Source organism: Rhodococcus sp. MT28, assembly GCF_058792695.1.
On sequence record NZ_JBXAFD010000008.1, the window covers coordinates 195,092 to 213,403 of the forward strand.

The 18,312-nt window shown below is 61.9% G+C and carries 17 protein-coding genes; 10 read left to right on the forward strand and 7 right to left on the reverse strand.

What is annotated here, in order from left to right:
• Positions 1 to 70 precede the first annotated feature (70 nt).
• Positions 71 to 1,066 carry a helix-turn-helix domain-containing protein gene (locus AC1Q6C_RS26850; protein ID WP_007728730.1) on the reverse strand — a complete coding sequence of 332 codons (996 nt, stop codon included), beginning with the start codon at positions 1,064 to 1,066 and terminating at the stop codon, positions 71 to 73.
• A 213-nt stretch (positions 1,067 to 1,279) separates the two neighbouring features.
• Here AC1Q6C_RS26850 and AC1Q6C_RS26855 point away from each other — a divergent pair, with 213 nt between their 5' ends.
• On the forward strand, positions 1,280 to 2,209 hold the full coding sequence (locus AC1Q6C_RS26855; protein WP_230358715.1) for a DMT family transporter: 930 nt from the start codon (positions 1,280 to 1,282) through the stop codon (positions 2,207 to 2,209).
• Here the strand turns inward: AC1Q6C_RS26855 and AC1Q6C_RS26860 are convergent.
• Positions 2,154 to 2,729, reverse strand: a complete 576-nt coding sequence (locus tag AC1Q6C_RS26860) for a 2'-5' RNA ligase family protein (RefSeq protein WP_175280088.1) — start codon at positions 2,727 to 2,729, stop codon at positions 2,154 to 2,156. The genes AC1Q6C_RS26855 and AC1Q6C_RS26860 overlap by 56 nt on opposite strands.
• Between AC1Q6C_RS26860 and AC1Q6C_RS26865 the strand changes: the two genes are divergently transcribed.
• The 4 genes from AC1Q6C_RS26865 (at position 2,695) to AC1Q6C_RS26880 (ending at position 6,585) form a co-directional block, all read left to right on the forward strand.
• Positions 2,695 to 3,792, forward strand: a complete 1,098-nt coding sequence (locus tag AC1Q6C_RS26865) for an isocitrate/isopropylmalate dehydrogenase family protein (RefSeq protein WP_050656520.1) — start codon at positions 2,695 to 2,697, stop codon at positions 3,790 to 3,792. The genes AC1Q6C_RS26860 and AC1Q6C_RS26865 overlap by 35 nt on opposite strands.
• A gap of 206 nt (positions 3,793 to 3,998) precedes the next feature.
• A complete protein-coding gene (locus AC1Q6C_RS26870; protein WP_024487476.1) occupies positions 3,999 to 4,871 on the forward strand; it encodes an ABC transporter substrate-binding protein in 873 nt (290 codons plus the stop codon).
• Positions 4,871 to 5,827, forward strand: a complete 957-nt coding sequence (locus tag AC1Q6C_RS26875) for an amino acid ABC transporter permease (RefSeq protein ID WP_019748635.1) — start codon at positions 4,871 to 4,873, stop codon at positions 5,825 to 5,827. Before AC1Q6C_RS26870 ends, AC1Q6C_RS26875 begins: the two co-directional genes overlap by 1 nt.
• Positions 5,824 to 6,585 (forward strand): amino acid ABC transporter ATP-binding protein, encoded by a 762-nt coding sequence (locus AC1Q6C_RS26880; protein WP_019748634.1) that lies wholly within the window; start codon positions 5,824 to 5,826, stop codon positions 6,583 to 6,585. Before AC1Q6C_RS26875 ends, AC1Q6C_RS26880 begins: the two co-directional genes overlap by 4 nt.
• A 3-nt stretch (positions 6,586 to 6,588) precedes the next feature.
• Here AC1Q6C_RS26880 and AC1Q6C_RS26885 read toward each other — a convergent pair whose 3' ends face one another.
• Positions 6,589 to 7,434, reverse strand: a complete 846-nt coding sequence (locus AC1Q6C_RS26885) for a class I SAM-dependent methyltransferase (protein ID WP_007728737.1) — start codon at positions 7,432 to 7,434, stop codon at positions 6,589 to 6,591.
• A gap of 337 nt (positions 7,435 to 7,771) precedes the next feature.
• Here AC1Q6C_RS26885 and rpsA point away from each other — a divergent pair, with 337 nt between their 5' ends.
• Complete coding sequence (rpsA, locus tag AC1Q6C_RS26890; RefSeq protein ID WP_003944095.1) at positions 7,772 to 9,259, forward strand: 30S ribosomal protein S1; 1,488 nt, start codon at positions 7,772 to 7,774, stop codon at positions 9,257 to 9,259.
• A gap of 179 nt (positions 9,260 to 9,438) precedes the next feature.
• Here rpsA and AC1Q6C_RS26895 read toward each other — a convergent pair whose 3' ends face one another.
• Complete coding sequence (locus AC1Q6C_RS26895; RefSeq protein ID WP_003944056.1) at positions 9,439 to 9,654, reverse strand: hypothetical protein; 216 nt, start codon at positions 9,652 to 9,654, stop codon at positions 9,439 to 9,441.
• Positions 9,655 to 9,813: 159 nt separating this feature from the next.
• On the opposite strand from AC1Q6C_RS26895, the gene coaE reads away from it, so the two are divergent.
• Positions 9,814 to 11,028: a dephospho-CoA kinase gene (coaE, locus tag AC1Q6C_RS26900; protein WP_047272286.1), complete on the forward strand. Its 1,215-nt coding sequence runs from the start codon at positions 9,814 to 9,816 to the stop codon at positions 11,026 to 11,028.
• 4 nt (positions 11,029 to 11,032) lie between these two features.
• On the opposite strand, the gene AC1Q6C_RS26905 is transcribed toward coaE, so the two are convergent.
• Positions 11,033 to 11,551, reverse strand: a complete 519-nt coding sequence (locus AC1Q6C_RS26905; RefSeq protein ID WP_003944071.1) for a ribonuclease FAU-1 family protein — start codon at positions 11,549 to 11,551, stop codon at positions 11,033 to 11,035.
• An 86-nt stretch (positions 11,552 to 11,637) separates the two neighbouring features.
• Here AC1Q6C_RS26905 and uvrB point away from each other — a divergent pair, with 86 nt between their 5' ends.
• The 3 genes from uvrB to AC1Q6C_RS26920 all read left to right on the forward strand — a co-directional run bounded on the left by uvrB (position 11,638) and on the right by AC1Q6C_RS26920 (position 15,362).
• Positions 11,638 to 13,800 carry an excinuclease ABC subunit UvrB gene (gene uvrB / locus AC1Q6C_RS26910; RefSeq protein ID WP_007728743.1) on the forward strand — a complete coding sequence of 721 codons (2,163 nt, stop codon included), beginning with the start codon at positions 11,638 to 11,640 and terminating at the stop codon, positions 13,798 to 13,800.
• A 45-nt stretch (positions 13,801 to 13,845) separates the two neighbouring features.
• A complete protein-coding gene (locus AC1Q6C_RS26915; protein WP_007728746.1) occupies positions 13,846 to 14,721 on the forward strand; it encodes an SCO6745 family protein in 876 nt (291 codons plus the stop codon).
• 188 nt (positions 14,722 to 14,909) lie between these two features.
• Entirely contained in the window at positions 14,910 to 15,362 is a 453-nt protein-coding gene (locus tag AC1Q6C_RS26920) for a universal stress protein (RefSeq protein WP_003944055.1), read from the forward strand.
• Position 15,363: 1 nt separating this feature from the next.
• On the opposite strand, the gene AC1Q6C_RS26925 is transcribed toward AC1Q6C_RS26920, so the two are convergent.
• Both AC1Q6C_RS26925 and AC1Q6C_RS26930 read right to left on the reverse strand, forming a co-directional pair.
• Positions 15,364 to 15,825, reverse strand: coding sequence for a DUF732 domain-containing protein (locus AC1Q6C_RS26925; RefSeq protein ID WP_073513273.1), 462 nt, complete (start codon positions 15,823 to 15,825; stop codon positions 15,364 to 15,366).
• Between the two features lie 83 nt (positions 15,826 to 15,908).
• Positions 15,909 to 18,191 (reverse strand): HelD family protein, encoded by a 2,283-nt coding sequence (locus AC1Q6C_RS26930; protein WP_054187411.1) that lies wholly within the window; start codon positions 18,189 to 18,191, stop codon positions 15,909 to 15,911.
• Positions 18,192 to 18,312: the final 121 nt, after the last annotated feature.

Below are 18,312 nucleotides of genomic sequence, written 5' to 3' on the forward strand. Positions count from 1 at the left end.
GTCCTTTCCATTGTGCGGGCTGTTGGTGTGTGCAACGCCCCGGAACCGCTGATTCTTCCCTGAGCCGATTTCAGCTTGCGTTGTCGGTCGCCCGAAACGTCCGGCGGTAGGCCTGCGGCGTGGTGCAACGCAGACGAATGAAGTGCTGGCGAAGCACGGCACCGCCGCCGAATCCGACGCGTTCTGCGATGACGTCGACGGAGAGGTCGGAATTCTCGAGGAGGTGTTGGGCGGCCAGTACTCGCTGATCGCTGAGCCAGCGGGCGGGGGTTGTTCCCGTTTCCGCTTGGAAACGGCGCGCGAACGTGCGCGCGGACATGTTCGCGCGGGCCGCGACCATGCCCACAGTGAGGTCGAGGGCGAGGTTCTCCGTCATCCAGTCGAGGAGCGGGGCAAGGGTTGCACTCGGCGTCGAGGCGAGGGGAGTGGCAACGTACTGGGCTTGCCCACCGTCACGATGGGGCGGCACCACCATCCTTCTCGCGATGCCATTGGCAACGCGAGAACCCTGTTCTTTTCGGACGATGTGCAGGCACAGGTCGATTCCTGCCGCGGTGCCTGCGCTGGTGAACACCGGATCTTCGTCCACGTACAGCACGTCCGGATCGACCTTGGCTTCCGGATATGTCTGGGCAAGCCTCTCTGCATGCCGCCAATGCGTCGTGCATCGCCTTCCGTCCAGTAGTCCAGCCGCCCCGAGGACAAACGCTCCGGTGCACAGACTCGCCACCTTGGCGCCCCGGGCTACGGCCTCGTTGAGTTTGACCAACAGGGGATCGACACTCGAGTCGGGACTCGGTGAGCACATGTACGCGTCGCCGGCGTCGTAGGTTCCGCCGGCGGACACGACGATGAGATCGGCGTCGTCGAGAGAATCGAGGTTGTACGGAACATCGATGTTGTACCCGAACCGCGTTCGGATCGGACCCGGAACCGCGGCGATCAGAGAGAAGTCGTACGTGGGGAGGCCGTCGTCGGATCGGTCGAAGCCGAAGACTTCACATGCCACGCCGAGTTCGAACGCCTCGGTCATCGGCATCAGTGGGACCACCACTTTCGCGAGCATCTTTCGAGTGTGACAGAAAAACAGGAAAGTGGCAGAAAATCGTCCAAGTCTGGCTTTTCTGCCACTACTGCCACGTGGGACATTCCGTCAGGCTGGACACATGGCAATCATCGTCGTCAGCGTCTTGGTCCTACTGGTCCTGAACGTACTAGCTCTTGCCGGCCGAACGCCCGACACTCGTCACGACGTCAGTCCGCACGGAGACTTCACCCTTTGAGGGCAAGTCTGGCCTTTCAATACACCGCAGCTGCGGTGGTGTGGGGAGCTAGTTTCCTCTTCATGAAGATCGGGCTCGAAGGTCTGTCCTTCACGCAGGTAGTTCTGTGGCGCTTGGTCTTCGGTGCGCTCGCGCTGGTTCTCGTGACATCGGTCAGCCGGATCGGCCTACCGAGGGACTTTCGCGTCTGGAAACACATGGCTTTTCTCGCAGCGACACAATGCATCGTGCCGTGGCTGCTGTTCAGTTGGGCGGAGCAAAACATGTCCTCGGGACTCGCGAGCATCTACAACGCCACCACGCCACTGATGACTATGGCTGTCTCCCTTGCCTTTCTGCCGGGGGAGACGCTGACGCGATACAAATCGCTGGGGTTGCTTCTCGGATTCGGTGGGGTGCTGATCGTATTGGCGCCGTGGAATCTCGGCGTCGGCGGAAGTGTCAGTTCTCAGGTCGCTTGCCTGGGAGCGACTGCGTCGTACGGGATTTCGTTTGTCTACCTCAGACGTTTCGTGCTTCCTCTCGGCGTCGACACCCGCACAGTCGCGCTATTACAGATCAGTATCGGAGCTTTCGTGATGGTTCTGGCCTCACCGGTCATCGCGAATACACCGATGCACCTGACGCCGGCAATTGTCCTGTCGATGATCGCTCTGGGCGCACTGGGGACCGGGCTCGCATTCATCTGGAACACCAATGTCGTTCAGGGGTGGGGGCCGACTGCGGCGTCCACCGTCACTTATCTCAGTCCAGTGGTGGGCGTCGCTCTCGGCGCAATAGTCTTGAACGAAAGCGTTGGCTGGAATCAGCCGGTTGGTGCACTCGCGGTGATCGCGGGAATCCTGGTGACCCGACGTGCAACCCGCTCTGTCACAGCGGCGGCGTCAGTAACCATTCCGTCTTCTGTTCGCCGTCCCAGCGCCTGATCGCGCCGCAGCGCCCTTGAATCACGTCGGTGCCCAGCAGGGCGATGGCTTCACCCAGACGTGCAGGTTCGACGCGTCGGGCGAGCGTTACATGAGGCGTCCACGCGCCGGGCTCGACGTGGGCGGGAAGCGCCGTCGAACCAACGGTTGCCTCGGCTATTTCTCGGTGCAGGTGAAGGAGTGCGCGCGAAGGAATGACCGAGCGCGCCAAGACCATCTGCTTGCCGCCGAACACGATGTAGCCACCGAGTCGGACCTCGAAGTCCGGGGCCGAGAAGCGCCGCTTCAACAGTCCGTCGACCTCCGCGGGGATCTCACGGGCGACGAACAGTGTGATGTGCGGACGGTTGGACGGGCTGTGATGAGAGGCCTGACTGGGTAAACCGGCGTCGGCGAGAAGCTGCCACTGTGCTCGGACTGCCGACTCACTCACCGGATCGAGGAGCAATTCCACCGACTGGACCATGGTGAGCAATGATTGCCTGATGACAGGTGCGAGCGCAATCGGTACTTCGGCCATGCGGCTGGGACTCATGCACGGCGACGGAATCGGCCACGAAATCGTCCCGGCGACACGGCAGATCGTGGATGCGGCGTTGTCAGCGGTTCATGCTCCGCCCGTCGAGTGGGTCGAGCTTCCGCTCGGGAGTACGGCCATCGACACTCACGGCACGCCGATTCCCGACGAAACCATCGATGCGTTGGGGCAGCTGCAGGGTTGGATTCTCGGACCCCACGACAGTGCGTCCTATCCGGAGAGGTTTCGCGGACAACTCACACCCGGCGGCGTCATCCGGAAGAAGTTCGAGCTGTTCGCGAACATTCGGCCGGCAGCGGCGTTCCCCGGTGTCAAGGCAATGGTCCCCGACATGGATCTGGTGATCGTCCGCGAGAACACCGAGGGGTTGTACGCGGATCGGAACATGGCAGTCGGCAGCGGCGAGTTCATGCCGACGCCCGACATCGCGCTGGCCGTCGGTGTGTTCACCCGCGCTGCGTGTGAACGGATCGCACGCACTGCCTTCGCGTTGGCGTCGCGACGGCGCAATCACGTCACGATCGTCCACAAAGCCAACGTCCTCACACTGACCACCGGCCTGTTCCGCGACGCCTGCCGAACCGTCGCTGCGGAGTACCCACACGTAGTCGTCGACGACGAGCACGTCGACGCGATGGCGGCGCACCTGGTTCGACGCGGCGGCGACTTCGATGTCGTGGTGACCGAAAACATGTTCGGCGACATTTTGTCGGATCTGGCGGGCGAGCTGTCCGGTTCACTCGGAACCGCGCCGTCGATCAACGCTTCCGAGACGCAGGTCATGGCTCAGGCTGCGCACGGTGCAGCACCCGACATCGCCGGGAAGAATCGGGCGAACCCGACGGCACTGTTCCTCTCGAGTGCAATGATGCTCGACTGGCTCGGTGATGCGCGTGGCGATCGGTTGTTGTCTGCGGCAGCACGCCGCATTTCAGACGCGGTTCGCACGACCATCGCGTCGGGCATCGCGACCGCCGACCTCGGCGGTTTGGCATCGACCAGCGAATTTTCCGAAGTCGTGTACGCACACACTCTGCGTCGCTGATTCTTGTACGACAGGCCGGAATCTTGCGAAGTCGGCGACGGTGGAACTCCTGCCGTAACCTACCGTTCGACTGAATTTCGGATGGACGTTGCAAGTGCGGCGATCGACGAGTGGAGAGCAGAGTCGTGGTCGATGAAAACGCACGGGCACCAAGGCCACGTGGCGTGAGTTATGGCTCGAGCAGTGGCGGGCGTATCCGCATCAACGTGGTGCGAGTCTTGTTGGTGGGCTTGATCGTCGCACTGTGCGGCGGGTGTGTCACCAACAACGAGGGTCTCGTTCCGGAAGGGCCGCCACTTGATGTCCAGAAGGTGCCCGAGATCGCCGCACTTCTGCCGTCCAAGGTCACGGATTCGGGCAAACTGCAGGTCGGGGTCAACATTCCTTACGCGCCAAACGAATTCAAGGACGCGGACGGCAACATCGTCGGTTTCGACGTCGACCTGATGAATGCCGTTGCCGCCGTGCTCGGGGTCGAAGCTGTCTTCAACCAAGCCGACTTTGACAAGATCATCCCCGCTATTCAGTCGGGAAGCTACGACCTCGGCATGTCTTCGTTCACCGACTCCAAGGAGCGCGAGAAGACGGTCGACTTCGTCACGTACTACAGCGCGGGTATCCAGTGGGCCCAGCGGCCGGACAAGCCAGTCGATCCGAACAATGCGTGCGGGCTTCGGGTGGCGGTGCAGACCACGACCACCGAGGACATCGACGAGGTGCCTGCCAAGAGCGAGGCCTGCGTGGCCGAGGGCAAACCCCCGATCGACAAGATCAAGTACGACAGCCAGGACGACGCGGCCAACGCGCTCATTCTCGGTCGAGTCGACGCGCTGTCCGCTGATTCACCAGTGACCGGCTATGCGATCAAACGGAGCAAGGGCCGGATGGAAGCTGCGGGAGAACCCTTCGATTCGGCGCCTTACGGCTGGCCGATCGTGAAGGGCTCCGCCCTCGGTCCCGCCCTGCAGCAGGCAATGCAGTACCTGATCGACAACGGTGTCTATCAACAGATCGCGCAGACCTGGAGTGTCGAGGCCGGCGTCATCGAAGTATCCAAGATCAACGGCGCGGAAAGCTGATGAACATGACAACAACTGAGACCGGCGATCCGGTGCCGATCAAGGCGATTCCACTACGCAGACCTGGTCGTTGGATTGCCGCGGTCGTCGTCGTGGTCCTCTTCGGACTGTTCGTTTACGGCGCGGCGACCAACGAAGCCTTTGCATGGGGGACTTACGGTCAGTATCTGTTCGACAAACGCATCTCCGCTGGTGCGTGGACAACGATCCAGCTGACGGTGCTGGCAATGGTGATCGCGATCGTCCTCGGTGTGATTCTGGCAGTCATGCGACTCTCTCCCAACCCGGTGCTTCGCGCCGCGGCTTGGGGCTATCTGTGGATCTTTCGAGGAACACCTGTCTACGTGCAGTTGGTCTTCTGGGGCCTGTTCCCGTCGATTTACAAGAGCATCGATCTCGGTATTCCCTTCGTACATCAGTTTGCGCACATCAATCTCCAGGACTTGCAGGCAGCGTTTCTGTTTGCCGTGATCGGTTTGGCATTGAACGAGGCCGCCTACATGGCCGAGATCGTCCGCGCCGGCGTGAGTTCGGTCAACGAGGGCCAGACCGAAGCATCTGTTGCATTGGGTATGACGTGGAGTCAGACGATGCGACGAACCGTTCTACCGCAGGCGATGCGCGTCATCATTCCGCCGACCGGTAACGAGGTCATCAGCATGCTCAAGACCACCTCGCTCGTGACGGCGGTCCCTTACAGCTTCGAGTTGTACGGTCGAGCGCGCGATATCTCGGGCGCCAACTTCGAGCCGATTCCCCTGTTGATGGTGGCGGCGACGTGGTACCTCGCAATCACGAGTCTGCTCATGATCGGGCAGTACTACGTCGAGCGTCACTATTCGAAGGGCGCAACCCGAGCACTGACCACACGCCAACTTCAGGCACTGGCCGACGCGCAAGGAAAAGCTACGGTAGTGGAAACGCTTCCGGATACCCCCGGAGGAGAACGCAAATGACCCCCATGGTGAAAGCAGACCGAGTTTGTAAGAACTTCGGCGCATTGGAGGTCCTGAAAGGGATTTCGCTCGAAATCGACCCCGGTCAGGTCCTGTGTCTCGTCGGGCCGTCCGGGTCGGGCAAGTCGACGTTCTTGCGCTGCATCAATCACCTCGAGCAGGTCAACGCCGGCCGACTGTACGTCGACGGCGACCTGGTGGGCTACTCGGAGAAGAACGGAAAACTGTACGAACTTCACCCGCGAGCAGCGGCCAAACAACGCCGCGACATCGGGATGGTGTTTCAGCACTTCAATCTGTTCCCGCACCGCACCGCTCTCGAGAACATCATCGAAGCGCCGACGCAGGTGAAGCGCGTCAGTAAGAAGAAGGCTGTCGAACGAGCGAAGGACCTCCTCGATCAGGTCGGGTTGAGCGCCAAAGCCAACGCCTACCCGGCCCAGTTGTCGGGTGGTCAGCAGCAAAGAGTTGCCATCGCCCGCGCTCTCGCGATGGACCCGAAGCTCATGCTGTTCGACGAGCCGACGTCCGCGCTCGACCCCGAACTGGTCGGTGAAGTTCTCACCGTGATGAAGCAGTTGGCCAAAGAAGGCATGACGATGGTGGTCGTCACCCACGAGATGGGTTTCGCCCGCGAGGTCGCCGACCAGTTGGTCTTCATGGACGGCGGAGTTGTGGTCGAGGCAGGCGAGCCGCGGGAACTCCTGGCCAATCCTCAGCACGACCGGACCAAGGCTTTCCTGTCGAAGCTGCTGTAGCCGTCAGGGTTTGACGGCGCTGAAAATTGCAGTGCCCGGAAAGAGTTGGCCGCGCAGGGGACTCCACTGTCCCCATTCGCGGTCCAACCACTCCGGCCATTCGGGCTCGATGATGTCGCGCACCTGAAGTCCGGCCGCGACGATCTCACGAACCCGGTCGCCGATGGTGCGGTGATGCTCGACGTAGGTGGGGACTCCGTTGTCATCGACCTCGACATACGGGGTGCGGTCGAAGTAGGGGAGGGTCGCGGTCAAGCCCTTCGGCCCGGGATCGTCGGGGAAGATCCATCGAATCGGATGGTTGACGGCAAAGACCCACGATCCGCCGGGACGCAGAACCCGGGCGACTTCGTTCATCACTCGCTGCGAATCGGCAACGAACGGGACGGCGCCGAACGCAGAACAAACGATGTCGAAACTCTCGTCGGCAAACGGCAGGAGTTCCGCACTTGCCTGAATCAACGGGACGGCCGGTCCGCCGGCATTCATCGCGTCCTGCCCGCGGGCGAGCATCCCCATCGAGATGTCGAGACCGACGGCCCGAGCACCATGTCCGGCGAGCCATCGGGCACACGGCGCCGAGCCGCAACCCACTTCCAATATGTCTTTGTCGACTATGTCGCCGAGCAAGTGGTGATCGCCCTCGTGCAGCCCTTCGGGGCACCAGACGAATTCACCTTCCGCGCTGTTCACGCCCAGAAACTCGCCGTGGGTTCGGTGGTAATCGTCGGCGTCGGCGTCCCACCACGCACGGCTGGCGCGGTCGCTGGCACTCGAATCGACACGGACTCGGCCGACGCCGCTGGTACCGAGAATGGAATTGGCAGCGGCATGGCGCTCGTCAGACATGAACAACACAGTAGAACGGGTGATGCGGGCGCAGGGTACCCGGGTTTGCCCGGCAAGATAGCCGACGCGTAGTCTTACTCACGCGAGTGTCTGTCATCCGACCGATTGTCTATACGAGATCTTTACCAAGGTCTCGGAATCGGTCGGACCGAGGGAGCTCGCGGTGCGCTTCCGCGGTGTGGAATGTGATCCGGTATTCGGTTGTTCGTTATTGATGCAGCTGGGTACTTCGATCTAGTACTTCACAAAGTACTTCCAACATTTGTACGCCACAGTTGCGCATCTCGTCCGACAAAATCCATCAACCGACCACAACTCGTCCGGAGCAATTCAACATATGCCCTCCACAACCGTCACCTCGCCGCAGGTTGCCATTAACGACATTGGCTCCGCCGAGGACTTCCTCGCCGCCATCGATGCCACGATCAAGTACTTCAACGATGGCGACATCGTCGAAGGAACCATCGTCAAGGTCGACCGCGACGAGGTTCTGCTCGACATCGGTTACAAGACCGAAGGCGTCATCCCTTCTCGTGAGCTCTCCATCAAGCACGACGTCGACCCCAATGAGGTCGTCTCCGTGGGAGATGCGGTCGAGGCTCTCGTCCTCACCAAGGAGGACAAAGAAGGTCGACTGATCCTGTCGAAGAAGCGCGCTCAGTACGAGCGTGCCTGGGGCACCATCGAGGAGCTCAAGGAGAAGGACGAGGCCGTCAAGGGCACCGTCATCGAGGTCGTCAAGGGCGGCCTCATCCTTGACATCGGTCTTCGTGGCTTCCTCCCCGCTTCGCTCGTCGAAATGCGTCGCGTCCGCGACCTCCAGCCGTACGTCGGCAAGGAGATCGAGGCCAAGATCATCGAGCTCGACAAGAACCGCAACAACGTGGTCCTGTCGCGCCGCGCATGGCTCGAGCAGACTCAGTCCGAGGTTCGCAGCGAATTCCTGCACCAGCTCCAGAAGGGCCAGGTCCGCAAGGGCGTCGTGTCCTCCATCGTCAACTTCGGTGCATTCGTGGACCTGGGCGGCGTAGACGGTCTGGTTCACGTTTCCGAGCTGTCTTGGAAGCACATCGATCACCCGTCCGAGGTTGTCGAGGTCGGCACCGAGGTCACCGTCGAGGTTCTCGACGTCGACCTGGACCGCGAGCGCGTCTCCCTGTCGCTCAAGGCAACGCAGGAAGATCCGTGGCGTCAGTTCGCACGCACGCACGCCATCGGCCAGATCGTGCCCGGCAAGGTCACGAAGCTGGTTCCGTTCGGTGCATTCGTGCGCGTCGAAGAGGGAATCGAAGGCCTCGTTCACATCTCGGAGCTCGCTGAGCGCCACGTCGAGGTTCCGGACCAGGTTGTCGGCGTCGGCGACGATGCACTCGTCAAGGTCATCGACATCGACCTCGAGCGTCGTCGTATCTCGCTGTCGCTGAAGCAGGCCAACGAGGATTACAACGCCGAGTTCGATCCGTCCAAGTACGGCATGGCCGACTCGTACGACGAGCAGGGCAACTACATCTTCCCCGAGGGCTTCGATCCCGAGACCAACGAATGGCTCGAGGGCTTCGACAAGCAGCGTGAAGAGTGGGAGAACCGCTACGCCGAGGCTGAGCGTCGCCACAAGATGCACACCGCTCAGATGGAGAAGACCGCTGCAGACGAGGCCGCTGAGGCTGCCACCGCTGCTGCCGGCTACTCCTCGGAGACGGCTGCTGCAGACGACGCCGAGGCTCCGGCTGCTGCCGGCTCCGCTCCGGCCGAGTCCGCTGGCGGATCGCTTGCCAGCGATGCACAGCTCGCCGCACTTCGCGAGAAGCTGTCGGGCAACGCATAAGGATTACCGCTTGATCTGATCAGGCGAGATCTGTGAAGAACCCCGCCCCTGCACGTGCAGGGGCGGGGTTCTTTTCTCTGCCAGGTGTCACTTGCGAGCGAAGAATCAATTCAGTGAGTGAACACAAAAATGACCGGCACCGAAGGGTTGCCGGTCATTTTGTACTTCGTGAAGAGAACTCAGTTTGCGGGAGCAGGCACCCAGTAGGTGGCGGTCGCTTCGGCTGTGCGCTTACGCATCGACGCGAAGCTGTGTCGGCCTTGGCTCACGAGCATCGTGAACCACGTACGACGGTGCTCTGCCAGGGCAAAAGCAACTTCGGGAAACTCTATGCAGTGCACGCCGTTCGGCATTCCGAGGCGGTGCTGACCGTGATGGTCGCGATCTGCTCGCATGGCGTCCACTTTCTCGAGAAGGTGCAGGTACAGGTGCGTTCGCTAGAACATAACCGCACGGTCACCGAAATTGTGGTATTTGAGCCTCGAACGCCCCGGCGTGTTCGATCAGTAGGCGTGTCTGAATCTCTCGGGCGCGGAGATGAGAGACTGTCGAGTGTGTTGAGAGTTGGCCTCACTGGAGGCATCGGAGCCGGTAAGTCGACAGTGTCGAAAATCCTCAGCGAACTGGGAGCCGTCATCGTCGACGCCGACCTGATCGCCCGAGAAGTGGTCGAGCCCGGTACTCCGGGACTTGCCGCTCTGGTCGATGCATTCGGCGACGGGATTCTGTCCGAGGACGGCAGCCTCAACCGACCCGCGCTAGCGTCGTTGGCGTTTGCCGACGACACGTCACGCGGAACTCTCAACGGCATCCTCCACCCACTGATCGGTGCGCGGACGATGGAGCAGATTTCGTCTGCGCCGTCGGATGCAGTGCTCGTTCAAGATATTCCGCTGTTGGTCGAGGGTTCGATGGCGCCGGCATTCAATCTGGTCGTCATCGTTTACGTCGACGAGGAGGAACGAGTTCGGCGCTTGGTGGGCTCGCGCGGCATGCCTGAATCCGACGCTCGTGCGCGCATCGCTGCGCAGGCAAATGACGATCAGCGTCGTGCTGTTGCCGACGTGTGGCTCGACAACAGCGGAGAGCCGGGTTCACTCGACGACGTGGTCCGCGACTTGTGGGCGAATCGACTTGTTCCCTTCGAGAAGAACCTCCGCGAGGGCACGGTAGTGCGCGCACTGCCCGAGCTGACTCCAGCCGACCCGTCGTGGCCGGCGCAGGCCGAACGAATCATCGGCCGGTTGTCGTTGGCGTCCGGTGACCGTGCGCGCCGTATCGATCACATCGGATCGACCGCAGTGCCTGGTCTCGATGCCAAGGACGTGATCGACATTCAGATCACCGTCGAGCACCTCGGCGTTGCCGACGACCTCGCGGAAGATCTGGCCGCTGCCGGGTTCCCCCGGATCGAGCACATCGTCGCCGACGACCCGAAACCGTCGTACCTCGGTGGCGAGACCGATCCGGCGGTGTGGGCGAAGCGAATTCACGGAAGCGCCGATCCAGGGCGCCGCGCGAACATCCACATTCGGGTGGATGGTTGGCCGGGTCAGCAGTTCGCGATCCTCTTCCGTGACTGGCTTCGCGCCGACGCAGCGGCGCGTGCCGAATATGCCGAACTCAAGGTCAAGGCAGCCGAGAGTGCCGCCGGCATCGACGACTACGCCGCTGCGATCGATGCCTACCTGGGAGTCAAGACGCCGTGGTTCGACGCCGCTTTCCACCGGGCATGGGAGTGGGCCGAGAAATCAGGCTGGTCCCTCTAACCACTCAGCGCCACGTGACCGGCATGCCCACCGAGGTGAGCCAGGCGTCGAGATCGTGACCGTGGGCGGCGATGCCCTCGATAGCGCGGGCCGCGTTCAGCATCGCACGCTCTGACGTCTTCGGGTCGAGAATCCCGGCGGTGTTCGCCTCGAGCAATTCGTCGACGTCGAGCAATTCGACGCTGCGTCCGGTCTGCACGATCAGGTCGAGGTAGTGGTCCTCGGACGTCCAGACCTGGTCGCCGCGGATGAAGTCGCCGATGTCGACATAGAAATCCCAGTCTCGGATGTGTTCCGGGGTGAAGTGCAGGATCGACGCCCGAATTCCGAGTTCGGGAATGATCCAGGACTCCAGGTAGTGAAACCGGGGATGGTCGGCGTGGCGCGCCATGTACAGCCCCCACGGTTCTTCGCGGTAGTGCTCGACCGGGCGAACGAAGCCCTTGGGATCGACGTTGGTGCGAGCTGCGATGTCGAAGGTTTCGACCTTCGGCCGGTGAATGTGGGGACGTTCCTCGCTCATGGTCGAAGAACCTACCGCCGAACTGCATTTTCGGCTGAACGCGGACGAGCGGGCATTGTGTCGGTAGGTGCGCTTACCCTGGTTTCATGGCGTTTGCTTCCGAACATCCCGTGGTCGCGCATTCCGAGTTTCGGCCGGTTGGTGACATCGAGCGCTCAGACGCGCGCTTCGAGGTCGTCAGCCCGTACGAACCGGCAGGCGATCAGCCGGCAGCTATCGCCGAGCTGGAGAAACGGATCAACGAGGGGGAGAAGGACGTAGTCCTCCTCGGTGCGACCGGTACCGGCAAGTCGGCCACGACTGCGTGGTTGATCGAGAAGCTGCAGCGCCCGGCTCTGGTGATGGCTCCGAACAAGACTTTGGCGGCTCAGCTCGCGAACGAGCTTCGGGAAATGCTACCCAACAACGCGGTCGAGTACTTCGTCTCGTACTACGACTACTACCAACCCGAGGCGTACATCGCCCAGACGGACACCTACATCGAGAAGGATTCGTCCGTCAACGACGATGTCGAGCGGCTGCGCCACTCGGCGACGTCCAGCCTTCTGTCACGACGGGACGTGGTCGTGGTGGCCTCGGTGTCGTGCATCTACGGCCTCGGTACACCGCAGTCGTACCTCGATCGCTCGATTCAGCTGGACGTCGGTGTGGAGGTGCCGCGGGATGCGTTCCTGCGTCTGCTCGTCGACGTTCAGTACAACCGCAACGACATGGCGTTCACGCGAGGTTCGTTCCGCGTGCGCGGCGACACGGTCGAGATCATTCCGTCGTACGAAGAGCTGGCGGTCCGCATCGAATTCTTCGGTGACGAGATCGAGGCACTGTACTACCTCCATCCACTGACCGGTGACATCGTTCGCCAGGTCGACACGGTTCGTATCTTCCCGGCGACGCACTACGTCGCCGGCCCTGAACGCATGGAGCGTGCCGCCAAGGACATCGAGGCGGAACTCGAAGAGCGACTCGCCGAGCTCGAAGGCAAGGGCAAGCTCCTCGAGGCTCAGCGTCTGCGCATGCGTACGCAGTACGACCTCGAGATGATCAAACAGGTCGGATTCTGCTCCGGCATCGAGAACTACTCGCGCCACATCGACGGCCGTGGCCCTGGAACTGCCCCCGCAACCTTGATCGACTACTTCCCGGAAGATTTCCTTCTGGTCATCGACGAGTCGCACGTGACGGTTCCTCAGATCGGCGCCATGTACGAGGGCGATATGTCGCGCAAGCGAAACCTGGTCGAGTTCGGATTCCGGCTACCGTCGGCAACAGACAACCGCCCTCTGACTTGGGAAGAATTCAGTCAGCGGATCGGTCAGACCGTCTACTTGTCGGCGACACCAGGTAAGTACGAGTTGGGTCAGTCCGGCGGTGAGTTCGTCGAGCAGGTGATCCGCCCGACCGGATTGATCGATCCCGAGGTCATCGTCAAACCCACCAAGGGACAGATCGACGATCTCGTTCACGAAATCCGCGAGCGAGCGGAACGTGACGAGCGTGTGCTGGTCACGACGTTGACCAAGAAGATGTCGGAAGATCTGACCGATTACCTGCTCGAACTCGGTATTCGCGTCCGCTACCTGCACTCGGATATCGATACGCTCCGGCGAGTCGAGTTGCTCCGTCAGCTCCGCCTGGGGGAGTACGACGTGCTGGTCGGCATCAACCTCCTGCGTGAGGGACTCGACCTTCCCGAGGTGTCGCTGGTCGCGATTCTCGATGCCGACAAAGAAGGTTTCCTACGTAGCTCCACCAGCCTCATTCAGACGATCGGCCGAGCGGCTCGAAATGTATCCGGTCAAGTGCACATGTATGCGGACAAGATCACCGCTTCCATGGCGCAGGCCATCGAGGAAACCGAGCGACGACGCGAGAAGCAGGTCGCCTACAACGAGAAGATGGGCGTCGACCCACAACCTCTACGCAAGAAGATCGCGGACATTCTCGATCAGGTGTACGAGGAGGCAGAGGACACTGCGGCGTCCGTGGACGTCGGTGGTTCGGGTCGCAATGCGACGCGTGGTCGGCGTGCGCAGGGTGAGGCCGGTCGTGCGGTCAGTGCGGGTGTGTACGAGGGGCGCGACACCAAATCGATGCCTCGGGCCGAATTGGCAGATCTGGTCAAGGAACTCACCGATCAGATGATGAACGCTGCCCGCGACCTTCAGTTCGAGTTGGCTGGGCGATTGCGAGACGAAATCTCGGATTTGAAGAAGGAGCTTCGAGGAATGGACGCCGCGGGTCTCAAGTAGGTCGCCTCGCGTGCGTTCGTGCTTTCGACCGCTACGGTTTCAGGTATGGATGCACAGACTGCAGGCAAGACCGCGCGGACTCTCGAACTTCTCCATTCCTTGGCGTACTTCGTCCCGGAGACGGAGAAGGAACTTGTCGGCGTCGGGTTGGAGCCTGGCCGAATGGTGTACTTTGCCGGGCGATCAGCTCCGCTCGGCGCTCCACCCGCGACTGTCGTCACGGCCACCTTCTTCAACTTCAATCCTGAATTGATCGCCAGTGTCATCCCACGTGCCTGGGAATTGGCAAGGCCCACAGAGGTTGTCGCCGCGCGGTATCGGGCAATCGACGCGGCGTACGTCCGCCTGTTCGGTGCAGACGTGACAGGATCGGCGGACATGGCCGAGGCCGCCGAACTCGTGTCGATCGCTGCCCAGAACATTCCTGGAGTGGACGGCCGCCCTCTGTACGCGGGTTGGGCGTCGCTCGACTGGCCGGCCGAGCCGCACCTGCGTTTCTGGCACGCGCTGACACTGCTGCGTGAGTATCGCGGTGACGGCCACATTGCGGCCCTTCAGACCGCGGGATTGAACGGCCTGGACGCGTTGATCACGCACACCGCGACGGGAATCGGGTTTCAGCGCAAATTCGCGCAGACTCGTCGCGGATGGTCGCAGGAACAGTGGGACGAGGCCGTCGAGAGTTTGAAGGACCGCGAACTGCTGGATCGTTCGTCCGGTGCGCTGACCGAGGACGGGCAGGACTTGCGTGACGTCGTCGAAGACCTGACGGACGACCTCGCTTTGGCTCCGTGGGATGCGCTGGGTGAGGAGGGTGCCAAGCGGTTGCTGGAATTGGCGACGCCGTGGCGTACCGCCCTGGTCGAGCAGGAAGTATTTCCGGCGGCGCTGTTCGGGCCCCGCTTTGGCAAACTTCGCTGAGTGGTCACCACCGAACAAATGTGTCTGTGACGAAGAATCACATTCACTGTGGGCTTGTGGCGTGTACTGCAAATAACACTATCCGCGGCACAATCCCGCTAATGTCAGCGCAGCGGTTGTCGAGCGGGCGCAACAGCGTTGCGCCCGGTGCCGGCCGTACCGTCCGTCCCGTAACCATGGAGGAATGAATGAGTGCCTACCGGACCGTTGTCGTAGGAACCGATGGCTCCGAGTCGTCACTGAAGGCAGTCGACAGAGCTGCCGCCATTGCCAGTGGCTCGGACGCTCAGCTCGTCATCGCGTGTGCGTACTACCCGGCTGATCCCAAGGACGTGAGCGCTGCCGCTGATGCGTTGGGTAACGAGGCCTACCAGGTCACCGGTTCCGCTCCGACCTACGAGATCCTTCGCACCGCTCGTGAGCGCGCACATGCCCAGGGGGCAAAGGATGTTGTCGAGCGCGCCGTCGTCGGCGCTCCCGTCGAATCGCTTCTCGCTTTGCTCGACGAGGTGAAGGGCGACTTGCTGGTCGTCGGAAATCGCGGATTGAACACGTTGACCGGGCGTCTACTCGGATCGGTGCCTTCCGATGCCGCTCGCAAGGCGACGTCCGATGTCCTGATCGTGCACACCGTTCGCTGAACTACCGGCAGTACTCGGCCTCGGCCGCATCGACGAACACTTCAGCCAGCTGATCGGCGCTGGGGGGTGTTGTCGATGCGGCCGAGCCGTTTCCGGAGGTGACCATTGGTTCGCTTGCTCCGTTCAGCGATACCGCCCGCAGATTCGCGATGATCATCGCTCGATCCGTTCCGGCCGCGAGCTGCTGGCAGACGCCGTCACCGAGCGCCTGCAACATGTCGTCGGAAAAGGCGGGCGTGACCCCGGTAGACGCGAGCGCCGCCCGCAGCCTTTCTGCCACGTCTACCGGTTTTTCGGTCGGTGCGGCAGCAACAGCAGCGATGTCGTCGCTGCCTGCAGCAGCCGTCGAACTCGAATCATCCTCTGAGCAACCGGCTGTCACCGCCGCAAGCATCCCGACGCCGATCACCACGCGAGCGATCTTGCGGATGGGTGCGGCGGAACTTGCGGGCAGGCCAAGCACGAGGGGTCATTCCTTCAGTCGTCGACACAAATTGGAGTGACACCACCATTCGTGGTGTCACGCACGAACCTACTCCGTGATGCTCACGAATCGAAGGCCAACTCTGCTGCTTCGACGCCGTCGAGAACCGCGGGGAGCGACTCGACGTGAATGATGCCGAGCCTCTGGGTAGCGCGGGTCAATGCGACGTAGAGGTCGTTCATTCCGCGTGGTGACTCGTCGAGAATGTCGGCAGGTTCGACGATCAACACGGTGTCGAACTCGAGTCCCTTGACGTCCTTGACGGACAGGACGCTTACGGTGTCACTCGCTAGGCCCGCCAGATCGGCAACAACCTCGGAACCGGCGATCACTGCGGTGATACCGGGATGCGACTCGGACTCGATGCAACGGCGCACGGTCGATTCCAATTCTTCGGCCGTGGTCTTGAGCGCCCACGGCGCGAATCCGCTGTCGCGTACCGACCGGGGCACGGATTGCTCCGGGTCGATCTCTTCGAGCACACGGTGCGCGACATCCATGATCTCCGAGGGAGTTCGGTAGTTGACGGTCAGTTCGGTGAGCTTCCAGCGCTTGGCGACGTAAGGCTCGAGAATCTTCTGCCAGGACGAAGTTCCCGCGGGATCACCGGTCTGAGCTGTATCGCCGACCAACGTCATCCAGCGATTCGGTATGCGCCGCATCAGCATTCGCCACGCCATTTCGGAGAGCTCTTGGGCTTCGTCGACGATCACGTGACCGTAGGTCCAGGTTCGGTCGCCGGCAGCGCGTTCTGCCGTGGTCTGGCGCTGGCCCTGATCGTGGCGTTGGGCGAGTTGGCTGGCGTCGATCAAGTCGTACGCCATCAAGATCTCGGGATCCATCTCGTCTTCGAGATCCTGTGGTGCAGACCCGGTGAGGATGTCGAGGGCGCCCTGGGCGTCGGCGATCTGCGCGCGCCATTCACGTTGTGCGCGTTCGCGTTCGGCGGCGTCGTCGACGCCGAGAATCTCGGCCAGTTCGTCGAGCAGGGGAGCATCGGCCGCACTGAAACCCGGTCCGACGCTCTGCAGAAGCTCGTCGCGTTGGGCGTCGTCGAGTTGCGGCGCTGCCTTGGCCAACCTCGCCGGCGACGTCCACAGTTCCGCGAGGATTTGCTGCGGCGACAATTCGGGCCACAGCTTTCCGATGGCGGACATGATGTCCGGGTCCTCACGCATCTCGTCGCGAATGTCGGCGATGTCGTCCCGACTGAGGAGTGACCCACCGTCGACGAGGTTTCCGCCGATGAGTTCGGCCATCTGCAGTGCCAACGCCTCGATGACTGCTGCCACGAAGATCGGGCGCGCCAGGTTGTGTGGGCGACGCGACGACCGAGCACGCCCGCGCGCCTTCGTGACAGTCTTTCGATCCAGCTTCAAGTCGTACGTGTCGAATCGAAGGGTAATCGGCTTCGACGGAACTTCCTGCCGATCCCGGACGGCGTTCTTGAGCACGTCGAGGATCGCGAGGGAACCCTTGATCTCACCGGCGGCGAGGGAATCCGTACGAGTCGCACGCACTCCGGGGTACAGGTCCCCGATCGTCGAGAGTAGAACTCCGGTCTCACCGAGTGAAGGAAGGACCTGGCTGATGTAGTCGAGGAACGTCGCGTTCGGCCCGATGATGAGAACACCGGCCTTGGCCAGTTGCTGGCGGTAGGTGTAGAGCAAGAAGGCGGCACGGTGAAGGGCGACTGCGGTTTTGCCGGTACCCGGACCGCCCTGGACGACCAAAACGCTCTTGTGCTCGGAGCGGATGATGGCATCCTGCTCACTCTGAATGGTCTCGACGATGTCGTTCATCTGACCCGTACGCGCTGCGTTCAGAGCGTCCAGGAGAGCGCTCTCACCGGCGACGCCGCCGGCTTCGGTCACCACGCCTGCGGCGCGGGCCGCGTCGAGGTCCAGGTATTCGTCGTTGATGCCGGTGACTGTGCGGCTCCGACTGCGAATATGGCGTCGCCGCTTCACGCCCTCAGGTGCCGCGGGCGTCGCCAGATAGAACGGGCGCGCCATCGGAGCTCGCCAGTCGAGGAGCAGCGTTTCGTAGTCGTTGTCGGTGTCCAGGATTCCCAGTCGGCCGACGTAGCGTCGCTCGTCGTCGAAGTCGATGCGTCCGAAACACATTCCGTTCTCGGCTGCGTCGTACTTGGCGAGATCCTCGGTGTACATGGCGTTGAAGGATTCGCGTTCGCTGCGTGCTTGCGGGGTTCCGCCGGTCTCGAGGAGGACCGTGCTCAAGCGAGTTTGGGCATACTTTCGAAGATCGTCGAGACGGGAGTACAACATCGTCACGTACTGCTGCTCGAGCTCTTGCTCGTTCAGTGACGGGTCCGCGTCGGGCAAAGGATCTCCTAGGCTTGATGAGAAATTCACGCGCTGCAAAAGCGCCAAGACAGTCTAGTTCCCCCAGATGAACTGCCGCATAGATACAGGTCAGGCCACCCGAAGGTGGCCTGACCTGTCT

What these genes read in the sequence shown, in the direction of transcription:
- rpsA (WP_003944095.1), top strand. Translation starts at nt 7,772, where the DNA reads ATGCCCTCCACAACCGTCACCTCGCCGCAGGTTGCCATTAACGACATT.
- AC1Q6C_RS26850 (WP_007728730.1), bottom strand. Translation starts at nt 1,066, where the DNA reads ATGCTCGCGAAAGTGGTGGTCCCACTGATGCCGATGACCGAGGCGTTC.
- AC1Q6C_RS26865 (WP_050656520.1), top strand. Translation starts at nt 2,695, where the DNA reads ATGACAGGTGCGAGCGCAATCGGTACTTCGGCCATGCGGCTGGGACTC.
- AC1Q6C_RS26905 (WP_003944071.1), bottom strand. Translation starts at nt 11,551, where the DNA reads ATGAGCGAGGAACGTCCCCACATTCACCGGCCGAAGGTCGAAACCTTC.
- AC1Q6C_RS26875 (WP_019748635.1), top strand. Translation starts at nt 4,871, where the DNA reads ATGAACATGACAACAACTGAGACCGGCGATCCGGTGCCGATCAAGGCG.
- uvrB (WP_007728743.1), top strand. Translation starts at nt 11,638, where the DNA reads ATGGCGTTTGCTTCCGAACATCCCGTGGTCGCGCATTCCGAGTTTCGG.
- AC1Q6C_RS26895 (WP_003944056.1), bottom strand. Translation starts at nt 9,654, where the DNA reads ATGCGAGCAGATCGCGACCATCACGGTCAGCACCGCCTCGGAATGCCG.
- AC1Q6C_RS26885 (WP_007728737.1), bottom strand. Translation starts at nt 7,434, where the DNA reads ATGTCTGACGAGCGCCATGCCGCTGCCAATTCCATTCTCGGTACCAGC.
- AC1Q6C_RS26915 (WP_007728746.1), top strand. Translation starts at nt 13,846, where the DNA reads ATGGATGCACAGACTGCAGGCAAGACCGCGCGGACTCTCGAACTTCTC.
- AC1Q6C_RS26920 (WP_003944055.1), top strand. Translation starts at nt 14,910, where the DNA reads ATGAGTGCCTACCGGACCGTTGTCGTAGGAACCGATGGCTCCGAGTCG.
- AC1Q6C_RS26860 (WP_175280088.1), bottom strand. Translation starts at nt 2,729, where the DNA reads ATGGCCGAAGTACCGATTGCGCTCGCACCTGTCATCAGGCAATCATTG.
- AC1Q6C_RS26880 (WP_019748634.1), top strand. Translation starts at nt 5,824, where the DNA reads ATGACCCCCATGGTGAAAGCAGACCGAGTTTGTAAGAACTTCGGCGCA.